Annotated in this window: 13 protein-coding genes; 7 read left to right on the forward strand and 6 right to left on the reverse strand. The window is 71.4% G+C overall.

Annotated features, from left to right (window positions below; genetic code table 11):
• Positions 1-125 precede the first annotated feature (125 nt).
• The gene (locus JK363_RS25910; RefSeq protein WP_201877736.1) at positions 126-1,034 is read left to right on the forward strand and encodes a Vgb family protein; all 909 of its coding nucleotides are present in this window, start codon (positions 126-128) and stop codon (positions 1,032-1,034) included.
• A 59-nt stretch (positions 1,035-1,093) separates the two neighbouring features.
• On the forward strand, positions 1,094-1,891 hold the full coding sequence (locus JK363_RS25915) for an EI24 domain-containing protein (RefSeq protein ID WP_201877737.1): 798 nt from the start codon (positions 1,094-1,096) through the stop codon (positions 1,889-1,891).
• A gap of 59 nt (positions 1,892-1,950) precedes the next feature.
• On the opposite strand, the gene JK363_RS25920 is transcribed toward JK363_RS25915, so the two are convergent.
• Positions 1,951-3,219 (reverse strand): PA0049 family protein, encoded by a 1,269-nt coding sequence (locus JK363_RS25920; protein WP_201877738.1) that lies wholly within the window; start codon positions 3,217-3,219, stop codon positions 1,951-1,953.
• Positions 3,220-3,744: 525 nt separating this feature from the next.
• On the reverse strand, positions 3,745-3,975 hold the full coding sequence (locus tag JK363_RS44740) for a pentapeptide repeat-containing protein (protein ID WP_372444846.1): 231 nt from the start codon (positions 3,973-3,975) through the stop codon (positions 3,745-3,747).
• Positions 3,976-4,086: 111 nt separating this feature from the next.
• Here JK363_RS44740 and JK363_RS25930 point away from each other — a divergent pair, with 111 nt between their 5' ends.
• Both JK363_RS25930 and JK363_RS25935 read left to right on the forward strand, forming a co-directional pair.
• Positions 4,087-5,418 carry an alpha/beta hydrolase family protein gene (locus JK363_RS25930; protein ID WP_236076110.1) on the forward strand — a complete coding sequence of 444 codons (1,332 nt, stop codon included), beginning with the start codon at positions 4,087-4,089 and terminating at the stop codon, positions 5,416-5,418.
• Between the two features lie 158 nt (positions 5,419-5,576).
• On the forward strand, positions 5,577-6,086 hold the full coding sequence (locus JK363_RS25935; protein ID WP_201877740.1) for a DUF6299 family protein: 510 nt from the start codon (positions 5,577-5,579) through the stop codon (positions 6,084-6,086).
• 43 nt (positions 6,087-6,129) lie between these two features.
• Here JK363_RS25935 and JK363_RS25940 read toward each other — a convergent pair whose 3' ends face one another.
• Positions 6,130-6,738, reverse strand: a complete 609-nt coding sequence (locus JK363_RS25940) for a TetR/AcrR family transcriptional regulator (protein WP_201877741.1) — start codon at positions 6,736-6,738, stop codon at positions 6,130-6,132.
• Positions 6,739-6,851: 113 nt separating this feature from the next.
• Here JK363_RS25940 and JK363_RS25945 point away from each other — a divergent pair, with 113 nt between their 5' ends.
• The gene (locus JK363_RS25945; protein WP_201877742.1) at positions 6,852-9,371 is read left to right on the forward strand and encodes a glycoside hydrolase family 3 protein; all 2,520 of its coding nucleotides are present in this window, start codon (positions 6,852-6,854) and stop codon (positions 9,369-9,371) included.
• 96 nt (positions 9,372-9,467) lie between these two features.
• Here JK363_RS25945 and JK363_RS25950 read toward each other — a convergent pair whose 3' ends face one another.
• Complete coding sequence (locus JK363_RS25950; protein WP_236076111.1) at positions 9,468-10,361, reverse strand: SGNH/GDSL hydrolase family protein; 894 nt, start codon at positions 10,359-10,361, stop codon at positions 9,468-9,470.
• Positions 10,362-10,732: 371 nt separating this feature from the next.
• Between JK363_RS25950 and JK363_RS25955 the strand changes: the two genes are divergently transcribed.
• Entirely contained in the window at positions 10,733-11,227 is a 495-nt protein-coding gene (locus JK363_RS25955; RefSeq protein WP_201877744.1) for a DUF3145 domain-containing protein, read from the forward strand.
• Between the two features lie 113 nt (positions 11,228-11,340).
• The gene (locus JK363_RS25960) at positions 11,341-12,234 is read left to right on the forward strand and encodes an NAD(P)-dependent oxidoreductase (RefSeq protein ID WP_372444847.1); all 894 of its coding nucleotides are present in this window, start codon (positions 11,341-11,343) and stop codon (positions 12,232-12,234) included.
• 71 nt (positions 12,235-12,305) lie between these two features.
• Here the strand turns inward: JK363_RS25960 and fabF are convergent, their stop codons facing one another.
• Together fabF and JK363_RS25970 are read right to left on the reverse strand one after the other, a co-directional pair.
• The gene (fabF, locus tag JK363_RS25965) at positions 12,306-13,592 is read right to left on the reverse strand and encodes a beta-ketoacyl-ACP synthase II (RefSeq protein WP_201877746.1); all 1,287 of its coding nucleotides are present in this window, start codon (positions 13,590-13,592) and stop codon (positions 12,306-12,308) included.
• 68 nt (positions 13,593-13,660) lie between these two features.
• Positions 13,661-13,909 carry an acyl carrier protein gene (locus JK363_RS25970; RefSeq protein WP_176183146.1) on the reverse strand — a complete coding sequence of 83 codons (249 nt, stop codon included), beginning with the start codon at positions 13,907-13,909 and terminating at the stop codon, positions 13,661-13,663.
• Positions 13,910-13,925 lie beyond the last annotated feature (16 nt).

Here is a 13,925-nt window from a genome sequence, read left to right on the forward strand (position 1 = left end):
TGCGTACGTTTCCACGGACGTGAGCGACACCGCGCACGGTTCCGAAAAGACATTGCGCGCCCCGGTCCCCTGCATGAAGGTGTGCTCGGATTCGTTCACGGCCCGTTTCTCGCAGGAGGTACCCCATGTCGGACCGCGACCAGCCGGCGATCCGGGAGTTCGCCATCGGCCGCCCGGGGGCCGGGCCGTACGGCATCACGGCGGGACCGGACGGTGCGCTGTGGCTCACCCTGGTGCACTCCGGCGAGATCGCCAGGTTGCGCGCCACGGAGGAGGTGGCGGACGAAACCACCGTCTGGCCACTGGACTCGGGGGAGTGCGGGCCGATGGTCATCACCACCGGCCCGGACGGGGCTTTGTGGTTCACCCGGTCCCGCGACGGCCGGATCGGCCGTATCGGACCGGACGGCGCGCTCACGTCGTTTCCGCTGCCCGCCCCGGACAGCGGTCCGTACGGCATCACCGCGGGCCCCGACGGCGCCCTGTGGTGCACCCTGATGAACCGCGACGCCATCGCCCGGATCACCACCGAAGGCGAGGTCACCGAATTCCGGCTGCCGGTGGCGGGCGGATTCCCGTCGGCCGTCGTGGCGGGCCCGGACGAGGCGCTGTGGTGCACCCTCAACCAGGGCAACGCCATCGGCCGTCTCGGCTTCGACGGTGACACCACCGTGTACCCGCTGCCCACACCGGGCGCCGGGCCGGTGGGGATGACCCTCGGTGGCGACGGCGCGCTGTGGTTCGTGGAACTCCTCGCGGGCCGGATCGGGCGGATCACACCGGACGGGCGGATCCAGGAGTTCCCGCTGCCGGACCGCACCGCCAAACCGCATGCCATCGCCGCCGATCCGGCCGGAGGCTGCTGGTTCACCGAGTGGGGCACCGGACGTATCGGCCATATCGACACCACCGGTGAGATCCGCGAACACCCGCTGCCCACACCCTCCTCGGAACCGCACGGCATCGCGGTGACCGCGGACGGCACGGTGTGGGCGGCGCTGGAGACGGGGAGTGTGGCGCGGCTGACGCCGTAGGCCCGGGCAAGCCACCCGGGCGACGTTTTCGCGCCACTCAGGCCCAGTAGGCTTCGCCTATGCGTGATCTTGCGACCGGTTTCGGTTACCTGATGAAGGGGCAGCGCTGGGTGGCCCGGCACGGGCGATGGTGGGGGATAGGGATGCTGCCCGCCCTCATCACCCTCGTCGGATACGCGGCGGCGCTCGTCGCGCTCTTCTTCTGGACCGACGACGTCATCGCCTGGGCCACCCCGTTCGCCGACGACTGGTCCTCGCCGTGGCTCGGTGTCTTCCGCGGAACCCTCACGATCCTCTTCGCCGCCGCCTGCATGTTCCTGGCGATCATCACCTTCACCGCGGTGACCCTGCTGGTCGGCCAGCCCTTCTACGAGTCGCTGTCCGAAGCGGTCGACCGCTCCGAGGACGGCACCGCCCCCGAGTCCGGGCTGCCGCTGTGGCGCGAGCTGTGGATCGGGCTGCGCGAGGCGATCGCGCTGGTCGTCCGCGTGACGCTGTGGAGTGTGCTGTTCTTCGCGCTGGGCTTTGTCCCGGTGATCGGCCAGACCGTGATCCCCGCGCTCGCGTTCTGCGTGACCGGCTTCTTTCTCACCGAGGAGCTGACGTCGATCGCGCTGCTGCGCCGCGGTGTGCTGCTGAAGGAGCGGCGGCGGATGCTGCGCGGCCGCCGTCTGCTCACCTTCGGTTTCGGTGTGCCGCTCGCCCTGTTGTTCCTGCTGCCCCTGGTGGCCGTGTTCCTGATGCCGGGCGCGGTCGCGGGCGCCACCCTGCTGGTACGCGATCTGACGGGCGAGGACGGGCCGGACGACGGGAACTCGGGCTCGGGCCATCCGGCCGACGCGCTGAGCGACGCATGACGCGATAGTGGCGGGAGCACCGGGGGCGGTGGCGGGCGACCCGCCACCGCCCCCTTTTCTCAGCCCGCTGCCACAGTCAGCACATCGCGCACCTGTTCCGTGATGGTGAGGCGATTGCGTATGAACTCCGGATCGGTCACCTCGCCCGTCGCCGGGTCGGTGTTTCCGGGGCCGAACTGGAGGACGGGCGTGTGCAGATGGCCACCGGGCGCCTTCAGCCCGACCGCGTCGCGCAGCAGCGTGGCGCGGTAGGCGATCTCGTTGGACAGATAGTCCCCGCCACCTCCCGCGCGGGCCGCCGAACCGGGTGTCGGCCCGTCCGGGCGTACCACCGGACCGCTGCCGCCCGCCGGGATCTCGGTGACCTCGGTGTGGTCGTACACCGGGAACGGCCCGGTGTCCGCCGCCACGATCCGTCCGTACGGAAGCGTGGTGGTCGTCCACTGCGGCTGCGGTGCGGGGGTCGGCACTCCGGAGGGGATGGGCACGGTCCCGGTCTCCGACACCGTGGCGTTGTCGGGATAGCCGCCCCGCCAGGCGCCGTTGGTGCGTTCCACATCGAACCGGCCGATCCGGCCCTGGCTCACGGTCATGAACCCATCGGCCCGCCGCGGTCCGGACCGGAACGACGGCAGCAGGGTCCGCTCGACCGTCCCGTCCGCGAAGTCCGCCCAGCGCACGGGGAACACGGCGGTCTCGATCCTGGCCGGGCCCCGCTCCGTACGGATCGTGGTCCCGTCCAGCGCGAGTGCCGCCGCTCCCGAGGGGTTGGACCGGCGAGGATCCGCGTCCAGCTGGAACGGATCGAAGCCGGTGACCACGATCCGCCTGATCCGTGGACCCGCGGGCAGATCGATGGAGTCCTCACCGCGCGAGCTGCGCTCCAGCGTGGTGAGCAGTGCGGCACGACGTTCGTCGGGCAGCGGGAATCCGGGCCGCCACTCGCCCAGCGCCCGGGTCATCCCCAACCGCGCCCAGTACAGCGGCCGATCGTCGTCCCGGCTGAGGTCCCCGCCCGCGGGCCCACGTCCCTGCACCCGCTCCACGGCCCGCCGCCACAACCGCGCCCCGTCCCGCGCCACCACGGTCTCCGCTTCCGCGACGGACCGCGCCCCCTCCAGCGATCGCGCGAAGTCCGGAGCCACCGTGTCGAATCCACTGCGCCGCAGAATCTCCCGCGGCGCCTCCAGCTCGAGCCGCCGCTCCTCAACCGTCGGCCCACCACCCCCACCACGTGGCTCGGCCACCGCCGGCCCGGCGAACACCAGCGGCGCGGCGGCGAGCAAGGCGGCTCCAAAGAGGGTCAGGCGGGCGCGAGTTGGTCTCATGAGGAATCTGTTCTCCTATCGGGTGCGGAAGGGCGACCGGGGGGAGGAGAGCGGTCACCGTCCGGTTCTCGCACGACGGTGACAGGGCGTCAACAGGGCCTCATGGATGGTTTCTGCGACAGCGATGTGATCATCAGGTCGATCGGGAAGCCGTGGAGAACCCGCCGAATGGCTTCAACCGCCGTCCCCACACGTCTGAACGGTCTAAGCGACCGTGTCGCTTCCATCACTCGAATCCGCCGCCCGCAAGGCTGCCCGCAGACATTCGTTGAACAGACTAGAAGGGTGGCCCGATGAGACGAGTAATGCGAGCGATGGCCGTGAGCGCTTCCACGTTCTGCGCTGTGGCCTTCGGCGGAGTCAGCGTGGCCCAGGCGCAGTCGTGGCCATCGAACGACGCCCTGCTCGCCTCCGCCTTGGGCGGGACGGTCCAGGAGAACCACTGCAATACCTCAACCGGGCCCGATCTGGAGATCCTTGGCGGTGGCGGGGACGAAAACATCGGCTCCAAGTGCTCCAACGTGATCATCCGCACCACGCCGACTCACCAAGACGAGCACCGGCGAGACGAGCACCGGCGAGACCAGCACCGGCAAGACGAGCACCGGCAAGACCAGCACCGGCAAGACGAGCACCGGCAAGACGAGCACCGGCACAACCAGCACCGGCAAGACCACCGCTGGCAGGACCCGAACCAGCAGGGCCAGCAGATGCAGGACCCGAACCAGCAGGGCCAGACAACGCAGGGCCAGGCAATGCAGGACCAGCAGATGCAGGGCCAGCAGATGTAGGACCAGCACAAGGTCATGTCGCAAGGCTGACTTTCGGCAGTGTTCCCATGCCCCGGCCCTCCGAGAGGGTCGGGGCATGCGAATGTCACGACGTCAACTCCTCGGCGGAATCGCCGCCACCGGCGCCACCATCACCCTCACTTCCGTCGCCCTCGCCTCCGGGACCGAGAGCGAGGAGAGGAAGACGACGGGGGAGCGGACCGGAGCGCGAGCGAAAGAGCCCGTACGGCTTGAACTGGCTCGGCCCACCGGGCCCCACCCCGTCGGCGTCACCGAACTGCACCTCGTGGACCGGGCACGGCGCGAGCCGCGCTGGACCGGGGCGGGGGAGCGGTTCCGTGAGCTGATGGTCGGCGTGTGGTACCCGGCGGCCAAGGGAAGTGGCGCACCGGCCGCGCCGTATATGCGGCCCCGTGCCGCCGCCGCGTTCGGGGCGGGCGCGGCGAAGATACTCAAGCTGGAGCCGGGGGACATCGACTGGGCGGGGTTCACCACCCACGCCCGCACCGGCGCCCACGTGGCGCCCGGCCGGACCCGCAGGCCGGTCGTGCTCTACTCCCCGGGGATGTACAACGAACGCACCCTCGACACGTCCGCCGTCACCGAACTCGCCGGCCACGGCTACATCGTGATCACCGTCGACCCCACCTACGAGGCGCATGCCGTGGAGTTCCCCGGCGGCCGGGTGGTCGAGCCGGCGCCCGGCCTCGGCGCCATCGAGCCGACCGCACAGCGCAACAAGGCCGCGCTCGATGTCCGCGTCGCCGACATCCGCTTCGTTCTGGACCAGGTGGAGGCGGTCGCGCGCGGCCGGGCCCCCCGGAGCCTTGGACGGCCCCGCACCCTTCCGCGCGGTCTCGCCACCGCCCTCGATCCGTCCCGCATCGGCATGTTCGGGCATTCGCTCGGTGGAATGGCGACGGCCGAGGCGATGCGGCTCGACCGCCGGATCCGGGCCGGGGTGAATCTCGACGGGCCGCTCGGCTACGACTGGGCCGACCCCGACCAACTGCTGCCGGTCGCCCGCACCGGCTTGGACCGGCCGTTTCTCCAGATGGGCGCATGGTTGACAACGTCGGACGACCGCCGTCCGCACACCCACCGCCACTCCCCGTCCTGGCGGGCCATGTGGCGCAACTCCACCGGCTGGAAACGCGATCTGTGGACCGAGGCCGCCGAGCACAACTCCTTCACCGACTACCAGACACTGCTGCCCGGTCTGGCCGCACACGTCACCCTGCCGGAAGGGCTATCGACCCACATGATCGGCCGGGTTGACGCCCGGCGGTTCACCGCGAGCCGACGGGCGTATCTCACGGCGTTCTTCGAGCAGCATCTGCGCGGCCGTCACCAGCGGTTGTTCGACGGTCCCTCGCCCCGCCACCCGGATGTGCGCTTCATCGATTGATTCGGGCGGCCACCGCGCCATGGGTCAACCCGCCGCCGTGGGGCCACCCTTTGGGCGGCGGCGGACACGCCGCCCGGCGGGTGAGGTTCCCCCGGCCCGGCCCGCGGGGCCGGTAGCTGTACAGGAATCCGCTCCCCGCACACAGAGGGAATCCGCCCATGCGCAACCGTCATCGCATCGTCGGCGCCGTCGCCGTCCTGCTCATCGCGGCACCGGCCGCCTACGCCACGTCGTCCGGCACCACCACCCCCGAACTCCCCACCGGGCAGTCCGACCTCGCCCCCCGGCTGGACCGAACCGCGCTGCCCGTGCCTTGGGTCGACAGCCTGACCGTCGACCGCACCGGGTATGTCACCCGAGGCGGCACCGTCACGGTGTACGGCACCTACCGGTGTGGGTACGACGAGACGGACAGCCCGCGCGCCCACATCCTCGTCACGGTGACGCAGGGCGCGCAGCGGCACACCATCGGCGCGGCATCGGCGATCTGCGACGGGCAGCGGCACCGCTGGGTCATCGACGGCAACGGCGGCGGGCGCTATCTGCGCGGACCGGCCTACGCCGACGCCCAGTTGGTGAAGTTCGGCGCCCGCGGTGACTTCGTGCCGATGCCACGGACCACGGCGGACACCGAGCGAGAGATCACGCTCGTCAGCCCCGCGAGCTGACCCACGCGCGGAGTGGGGCGGCCCCGCACGGGGCCGCCCCATCTCAGCTCGCTCCCTCGGCCCCCCGCGCCGCCAGCAGCGAGACGAACGTCCGGAAGAGCGCGGGCATGTCCACCGCCTCCGGGTCGTGCAGCCACTGGAACTGCAACCCGTCCATCACCGCCACCAGCAGCGGCGCCACCTCCTCCGGTGTCTGCCCGCCCGGCAGCCGGTCGCCGAACTCCCCGCGCAGGGTGTCCGCCATATCGGCGCGCACCCGGTCGTAGCGCCGGGTGAAGTACGAACGGGCCGGGTGGTCCTCGGTGACGCTCTCACCGAGGAGTGCGGAGAACGTCTGGACGATGCCGGGCCGCATCGCGTTGTACTCCACCAGCGAGGTGAGCAGTTCCAGCGGCCACGCGCCGCCGTCGCGCCGCGCCGCGCCGGTGTCCCACTGGTCCCGTTCCTCGAGGACCGCGATGAGCAGGGATTCCTTGGTGGGGAAGTAGTGCAGCAGACCCTGCTGGGTCAGCCCCACCCGCTCGGCCACCGTGGCCAGCGCGGCCCCCCGGTAGCCGCGCTCGGCGATCACCTCGAGAGCGGCGCGGACGATCTCCGCACGCCGCTCCTCGCCGCGGCTGGTTCCGCTGCCGCGCTCCGTCAGCCTGTCCATGTCCTCACCGTATGCCACACCGCATAACGACATGATAACGGAACCTACCGGACTACAGGGAATCGGGTTCAGGATGGCGTGCGGTCCATGAACGCGATGAGAGAGGCCGAGCCGTGGCAGACGTCATCACCGCCGACGACAACACCCGCAGAGCCGTGGAGAAAGCCCTCGACAGGCTCGACCTCGACACCAAGGCGCGCCTGCTCTCCGGACAGGACACGTGGTCCCTGCCCGCCGTCCCGCACATCGGGCTCCGCTCCGTGGTGATGTCGGACGGCCCGATCGGTGTCCGCGGTGTGCGCTGGACCGCCGATGACCCGTCCGTGGCCCTGCCCAGCCCCACCGCGCTCGCCGCCACCTGGGATCCGGCGCTGGCCCGGCGCGCGGGACAGCTGCTGGCCCAGGAGGCGCGCCGCAAGGGGGTTCATGTCCTGCTCGCGCCCACCGTGAATCTGCACCGCTCACCGCTGGGCGGACGCCACTTCGAGACCTACAGCGAGGACCCGTATCTCACCGGCGAGATGGGCACCGGCTATGTGGCGGGTGTCCAGGACGGCGGAGTGGCCACCACCGTCAAGCACTTCGTGGCCAACGACGCGGAGACCGAGCGCTTCACCGTCGACAACCGGGTGGACGCGCGGGCGCTGCGCGAGCTGTATCTCGCGCCCTTCGAGGCCATCGTGAAGAACGCCCGTCCCTGGGGCGTGATGGCCGCCTACAACGGGGTCAACGGCGCCACCATGACCGAACACCGCGCGTTGCAGCGCGGTGTGCTGCGCGGTGAGTGGGGTTTCGACGGTTTCATCGTGTCCGACTGGATGGCCGCCCGCGACACCGTACGGGCGCTGGCCGGCGGCCTCGATGTGGCGATGCCCGGTCCGCGGACCATCTACGGCGAGGCGCTGGCCGCCGCCGTACGCGAGGGGCGGGTGCCGGAGTCCGACGTCGACGACGCGGTGCGCCGGGTGCTGACGCTGGCCGCCCGGGTCGGCGCCCTGGACGGTGCGGCGCCGGCCGTGGCCCCGGCCGACCGGCCCGGTCCGGTCGACGGGGACGCGCTCGCCCGGGAGATCGCCCGCCGGTCGTTCGTCCTGCTGCGCAACGAGACGGCGGACGGCGGGAAGCCGGTGCTGCCGCTGGAGACGGCGGGCCCCGCCGGGGTGCGGTCGCTCGCGCTCATCGGCGCGGCGGCGCGCGACGCCCGGGTGCTCGGCGGCGGCTCGGCGCTGGTCTTCCCCGAGCACATCGTCTCGCCGCTGGACGGGCTGCGCGCGGCTCTGCCCGCCGATGTCCCGCTGACCTACGCCGTCGGAGCCGATCCCACCGATGAACTCGCCCCGGCCGGTGCGGGGTTCGAGCTGCGCGCGGTGGTCAGGGACGCCACGGGGCGGGTGCTGGGGGAGTCGCGGCTGCCCAGCGGACAGGTGCAGTGGCTCGACGACTTCCCCGACGGGGTGACGTACGAGGAGCTGCACACCGTCGAGACCGTGGGCACCTTCACCCCGCGCGAGTCCGGTCCGCACTCCTTCGGCACCCGGGGGCTCGGCGGGCTCCGGCTGGTGGTGGACGGGCAGGTGCTCTTCGAGGGGGAGGAGCGTCCGGCCGAGGTGGACGACCCCTTCGAGGAGTTCCTCGGCGCGCCGATCCGCCGCGGCCGGGTCGAGCTCACCGCGGGCGTACCGGTGGAGGTCGGTCTGACCTGCGCGGTGGTACGGCCCGAGGACTCGCCCTGGCGGGCGGTGTGCTTCAGCCTGATCCACCGGCCCCCGGAGCGCGACGCCGATGAGCTGCTGGCGGAGGCCGTGGCCGCCGCCACCGCCGCCGACACCGCCGTGGTCGTGGTGGCGACCACCGAGAGCGTCGAGAGCGAGGGGTTCGACCGCCGGGATCTGCGGCTGCCGGGCCGTCAGGACGAGCTCGTACGGCGGGTGGCGGCCACCGGTACACCCACCGTGGTGGTGGTCAACGCGGGCTCCCCGGTGGAGATGGACTGGCAGGACGAGGTCGAGGCGGTGCTGCTGAGCTGGTTCCCGGGCCAGGAGGCCGGGGCCGCGCTCGCCGATGTGCTGCTCGGCGCGGAGGAGCCGGGCGGCCGGCTGCCGACGACCTGGCCCCGGCGGCTGGCGGACACACCGGTGCGCGAGGTGGCGCCGACCGATGGCCAACTGACGTACGCCGAGGGTGTGTTCATCGGCTACCGCGCCTGGGGGCGGCATGGCGCCACCGGCCCCGCCCCCGCGTACTGGTTCGGCCATGGGCTCGGGTACACCGAGTGGGCGTACGAGGCGATCGATGTCGTGCCGGGCGGTGCGGACGATGTGCTCGGCACGGTGACGGTACGGGTCCGCAACGTGGGCGCGCGGGCGGGGCGCGAGGTGGTGCAGATCTACCTCGCGGTGCCGGAGGGGGAGGACGGCCGCGAGGAGCGGCCGGTGCGCCGTCTCGCGGGTTTTGCGTCGGTCACCGCCGCGGCGGGGGAGACGGCCGAGGTGGCCGTTCCGCTGCCGCGGCGCGCGGCGGAGGTGTGGGACGAGGCCCGCGGCGGCTGGCGCCTGATCACCGGCACCTATACGGCGGAGGCGGCCCACAGCGTGGCCGACCGCCGGCTCTCGGCCCCGGTGCCGGTCCGCTGACGCGGGCCCCGAGCCCGCGGGCGTCCTGGGGCCGGGGCGTGGAGGGGGCGCCCCGGCCCTGTCCGTCCGGCGGCGGTAGTAGCAGGTGCGGAGCGCTTAGCGTGCCGAGATGCGGCGGTAGGCCATCGCGGCCAGCTGCTGCTGACCGGCCTTGCTGGGGTGGAACCAGTCCCATTTGCTCAACTCACGTACGCTGAAGCGGTAGTTGTGCACGGCCGGGTCATAACGGCACAGCGGATCCCGGCCGCAGACGTCCTTCAGTACCTGGTTGTACGCGTTCACCCGCTTCGACACCTGTCGCCGGCGGTCCATCGAGGCCGCGTCCAGGGCATCGGAGTCCTTGAGCATCGAGGGGCAGATCCCCAGCTTCCAGATCTGCTTGCCCAGGACGTTCTTCCGCCCCTCCGACCACAGCCGCTTCAGATTGGGCACGCTCGCCACATACACCTGGGTCTTCGGCAGCTCGCGCCGCAGCTTGGTGAGGGCCGAGGTGAAGGTGGTGCGGAACTCCTCGGGCGAGGTCATGTCGGACACCGAGGCCCGGCAGGCGTCATTGGCGCCGATCATCACGGTCACCAGCTGCGGTTTGCGTGCCACGGCCGCCGTGACCTGGTCGGGCAGATCGTCCATCACCGCCCCGGTCTTGGCGAAGTTCCAGCTGCGGGTGCCGGAGCGCAGCCGCTGGGCCAGGCTGTTCACATCACTGCCGGTGGACCAGGACACCTCGGGGCAGTCGGAGAGCACGGAGCAGGCGTCGAAGCCACGGGTGATGGAGTCGCCCAGCGAGGCGAGGGAATCGGGGCTGGTGTTCCAGACGATCTTGGGTTTGGCGTGCGGGGACTTCCCGCCGCGGGAGGGGCCATGCCGGGACGGGCTGTCCGAGCTGCCGAAACAGCCGGAGGCGCTGAGTACGGCGGCCGTGGTGAGCAGCGCAACACCGGCGCGCGCCGCGGTCCGTCCGGTCGGACGCACGGCCGTACGCCCGGTCATGGGCGCGGTGGTCGACCGCTTCCGGCGTGTCGCGCTGGCCCGCATGGCTGTTCCCCCTCCGACTGATGGGTGATATCTAACCGGGACCGACGGTACGTCACTCCTCCGACTGGCTTGCGCGGTACTTTTTTCTTGTGGCAGATGCACTTCCGGCCAGTGTCGAAGGGCGCTGTGCGGTACGGATACCTTACGCCGCGTCACATCCTGTCCCTTTTTTGGAGAATTCTGCCCGATAAATTTCACTGCAGGTAATGTCGGGACTGGTGCGGAGGTGATCACTAGGGCAGAATGTCGCGTGGTGTCCCGGGCACGACCGGTACGGATATGAGGCCGCTGGGGAAGGCGCACCTCGAACCGCACAGGAGGCCCCGGTGACGACACGTGGAGTTCTGTATGTGCACTCCGCTCCGCGCGCGCTGTGCCCGCATGTCGAGTGGGCCGTCGCGGGCGTCCTCGGCGTGCGTGTCACGCTCGACTGGATCAAGCAGCCCGCCGCGCCGGGCACCTGGCGCGCGGAATTCTCCTGGCAGGGCGAGGTCGGTACGGCCTCCAAGCTGGCGTCCGCGCTGCGCGGCTGGCATCTGCTGCGCTTCGAGGTGACGGCCGAACCCTGTGCCACCGCCGAGGGCGAGCGCTACAGCTCCACTCCTGACCTCGGCATCTTCCACGCCGTCACCGGAATGCACGGCGACATCCTCATTCCCGAGGACCGGCTGCGCGCCGCACTCGCCCGCTCCGCGCGCGGTGAGAGCGAACTGGAAGCGGAGATCGCCAAGCTGCTCGGCAAGCCGTGGGACGACGAGCTCGAGCCCTTCCGTTACGCGGGTGAGGGCGCCCCCGTCCGCTGGCTCCACCAGGTCGTCTGACCTTCCCGAACGCACCACTTCGCGCCCCCGGGCCTCCGCCGTCCGCGTGACGCTCTCCGCCGGACGCGCCGCTCTCCCTTGGCCCCCGGGCGCCCGCCACGTCCTGGCGTGGCGTGATGAGCAAAAATCTCCCGGCCCGCTCCGTCGCCGTGCTCGGCACCGGCATCATGGGCTCCGGTATGGCCCGTAACCTCGCCCGGTCCGGACTCGACACCCGCGTATGGAACCGCACCCGCGCCAAGGCCGAGCCGCTCGCCGCCGACGGGGCGCGGGTCACCGACACCCCCGCCGAGGCCGTGGCCGGCGCCGATGTGGTGCTCACCATCCTGTACGACGGTCAGGCGGCCCTGGAGACCATGCGTCAGGCTCAGGACGCGCTGCGCCCCGGCACCGTATGGGCCCAGGCCACCACCGCGGGACTGGACGGGCTCGACGCCCTCGCGGCCTTCGCCCGCGAGAAGGAGCTCGTCCTCATCGACTCCCCGGTGCTGGGCACCAAACAGCCCGCGGAGAGCGGACAACTGCTGGTGCTCGCCTCGGGACCGGTGCCGGTCCGCGCCGTCGTCCGGCCGGTTTTCGACGCGATCGGCAGCCGTACGGTCTGGGTCGGAGAGCACGGGGAGGAGGCCGCGGCCACCCGGCTGAAGCTGGTGATCAACAGCTGGGTGCTCAACGTCACCCACGGCGCCGCCGAGGCGCTCGCCCTCGCCAAGGGGCTGGGCGTGGATCCGCAGGGGTTCTTGGACGCCATCGCCGACGGGCCGCTGGACAACGGCTATCTGCGGGTCAAGACGAGTCAGCTGCTCGAGCGCGACCTCGAACCCCCCAGCTTCGCTACCAGGACCGCGGAGAAGGACGCCCGGCTGATCGTGGCGGCCGGGGAACGGGCCGGGGTACGGCTGGACGTGGCCGCAGCGGGCGCCGAGCGGTTCCGGCGCGCCATCGCCCAGGGCCACGGTGACGAGGACATGGCGGCCTCGTACTTCGCCAGCTTCGACGACGGCTGAGCCCCACACACCGAAGGCCCGCTTCCGGCCGGAGCCGGAAGCGGGCCACCGTGAGATGAACCGAGCGACCGTCAGACGGTGCGGAAGGCCAGCACCACGTTGTGTCCGCCGAAGCCGAACGAGTCGTTCAGCGCGGCGATGGTGCCCGCCGGGAGCGCCCGCGGCTCGGCGCGCACCACATCCGCGTCCGCCTCCGGGTCGAGGTTGTCGATGTTGATCGTCGGCGGGGCGATCCGGTGGTGCAGCGCCAGCACGCTGGCTACCGTCTCCACACCGCCCGCGCCGCCCAGCAGATGGCCCGTCATGGACTTGGTGGCGGACAGCGCCATGTGGTCCACGTCCTGGCCGAACACCTTGCGCAGCGCCTTGATCTCGGCGACATCGCCCTGCGGGGTCGAGGTCGCGTGCGCGTTGATGTGCGCGATCTCGGCGGGCTTGAGGTCGGTGGCGTCCAGCAGGTTCTGGAGGGCGTGTGCGATGCCGTTGCCGGACGGCTCCGGCTGGGTGATGTGGTGGGCATCGGCGGAGATGCCCTGGCCGACGGCCTCGGCGTAGATCCGCGCGCCGCGCTGGGCGGCGTGCTCGGCCGACTCCAGGACCACCACACCGGCGCCCTCGCCGAGCACGAAGCCGTTGCGGTCGACGTCGTAGGGGCGGGAGGCGCCCTGCGGGTCGTCGTTGTTCTTGGACATCGCCATCATGTTGCCGAACGCGGCGATGGGCAGCGGGTGGATGGCCGCCTCGGTGCCGCCCGCGACGACCACATCGGCACGGCCGGTGCGGATCATCTCGATGGCGTAGCCGATGGCCTCCGCCCCCGACGCACAGGCGCTGACCGGGGTATGGACACCGGCGCGGGCGCCGACCTCCAGACCCACGTTGGCCGCCGGGCCGTTGGGCATCAGCATCGGCACCGTGTGCGGGGAGACCTTGCGGACCCCCTTCTCCCGCAGCACGTCGTACTGGTCGAGCAGGGTGGTGACCCCGCCGATACCGGAGGCGACAACCGCGCCCAGCCGGTCGGGGTCGACCGAGGCGCCCGCCGCGCCAGCGGCTGATGTCACAGTGCCCGCCTTGGCGGTGAAGCCCGCGTCCGCCCATGCCTCACGGGCCGCGATCAGCGCGAACTGCGCCGAGCGGTCCAGCTTGCGGGCCTGCGGCCGGGGAATGACGGTGGCCGGGTCGACCGCGATGGACGCGGCGATCCGGACCGGCAGGTCGGCTGCCCAGTCCTGCTCCAGGAGGCTGACACCGGACCGGCCGGCGAGCAGCGCCTCCCAGGTCGACGGGGCGTCGCCACCCAGCGGCGTCGTGGCACCAACACCGGTGACGACCACGGTGCGATTGGTCGAGTTCACAGGAATTCTTACTCCACGTGTAGAGGGTGCTGGACCGGCCACCGCATGGGTGGCGACGAGCCCTCGGCTCAGCCCTGGTGCTTGACGATGTAGTCGACGGCGTCGCCGACGGTCTTCAGGTTCTTGACGTCGTCGTCCGGGATCTTGACGTCGAAGCGCTCCTCGGCGGCGACGACGACCTCGACCATGGACAGCGAGTCGACGTCCAGGTCGTCGGTGAAGGACTTGTCCAGCAGGACGTCCTCGGTCGGGATACCGGCGATCTCGTTGACGATCTCGGCGAGACCCTCGAGGATCTCTTCCTGAGTGGCGGCCATTGCGGCGCTCCTTCTT

The organism is Streptomyces coffeae, from assembly GCF_016741875.1.
GTDB classification, from domain to species: Bacteria; Actinomycetota; Actinomycetes; order Streptomycetales; family Streptomycetaceae; genus Streptomyces; species Streptomyces coffeae.

Coding starts and splice junctions, on each gene's coding strand:
- JK363_RS25910 (WP_201877736.1), top strand. CDS start 126: ATGTCGGACCGCGACCAGCCGGCGATCCGGGAGTTCGCCATCGGCCGC.
- JK363_RS25915 (WP_201877737.1), top strand. CDS start 1,094: ATGCGTGATCTTGCGACCGGTTTCGGTTACCTGATGAAGGGGCAGCGC.
- JK363_RS25920 (WP_201877738.1), bottom strand. CDS start 3,219: ATGAGACCAACTCGCGCCCGCCTGACCCTCTTTGGAGCCGCCTTGCTC.
- JK363_RS25930 (WP_236076110.1), top strand. CDS start 4,087: ATGCGAATGTCACGACGTCAACTCCTCGGCGGAATCGCCGCCACCGGC.
- JK363_RS25935 (WP_201877740.1), top strand. CDS start 5,577: ATGCGCAACCGTCATCGCATCGTCGGCGCCGTCGCCGTCCTGCTCATC.
- JK363_RS25940 (WP_201877741.1), bottom strand. CDS start 6,738: ATGGACAGGCTGACGGAGCGCGGCAGCGGAACCAGCCGCGGCGAGGAG.
- JK363_RS25950 (WP_236076111.1), bottom strand. CDS start 10,361: ATGACCGGGCGTACGGCCGTGCGTCCGACCGGACGGACCGCGGCGCGC.
- JK363_RS25970 (WP_176183146.1), bottom strand. CDS start 13,909: ATGGCCGCCACTCAGGAAGAGATCCTCGAGGGTCTCGCCGAGATCGTC.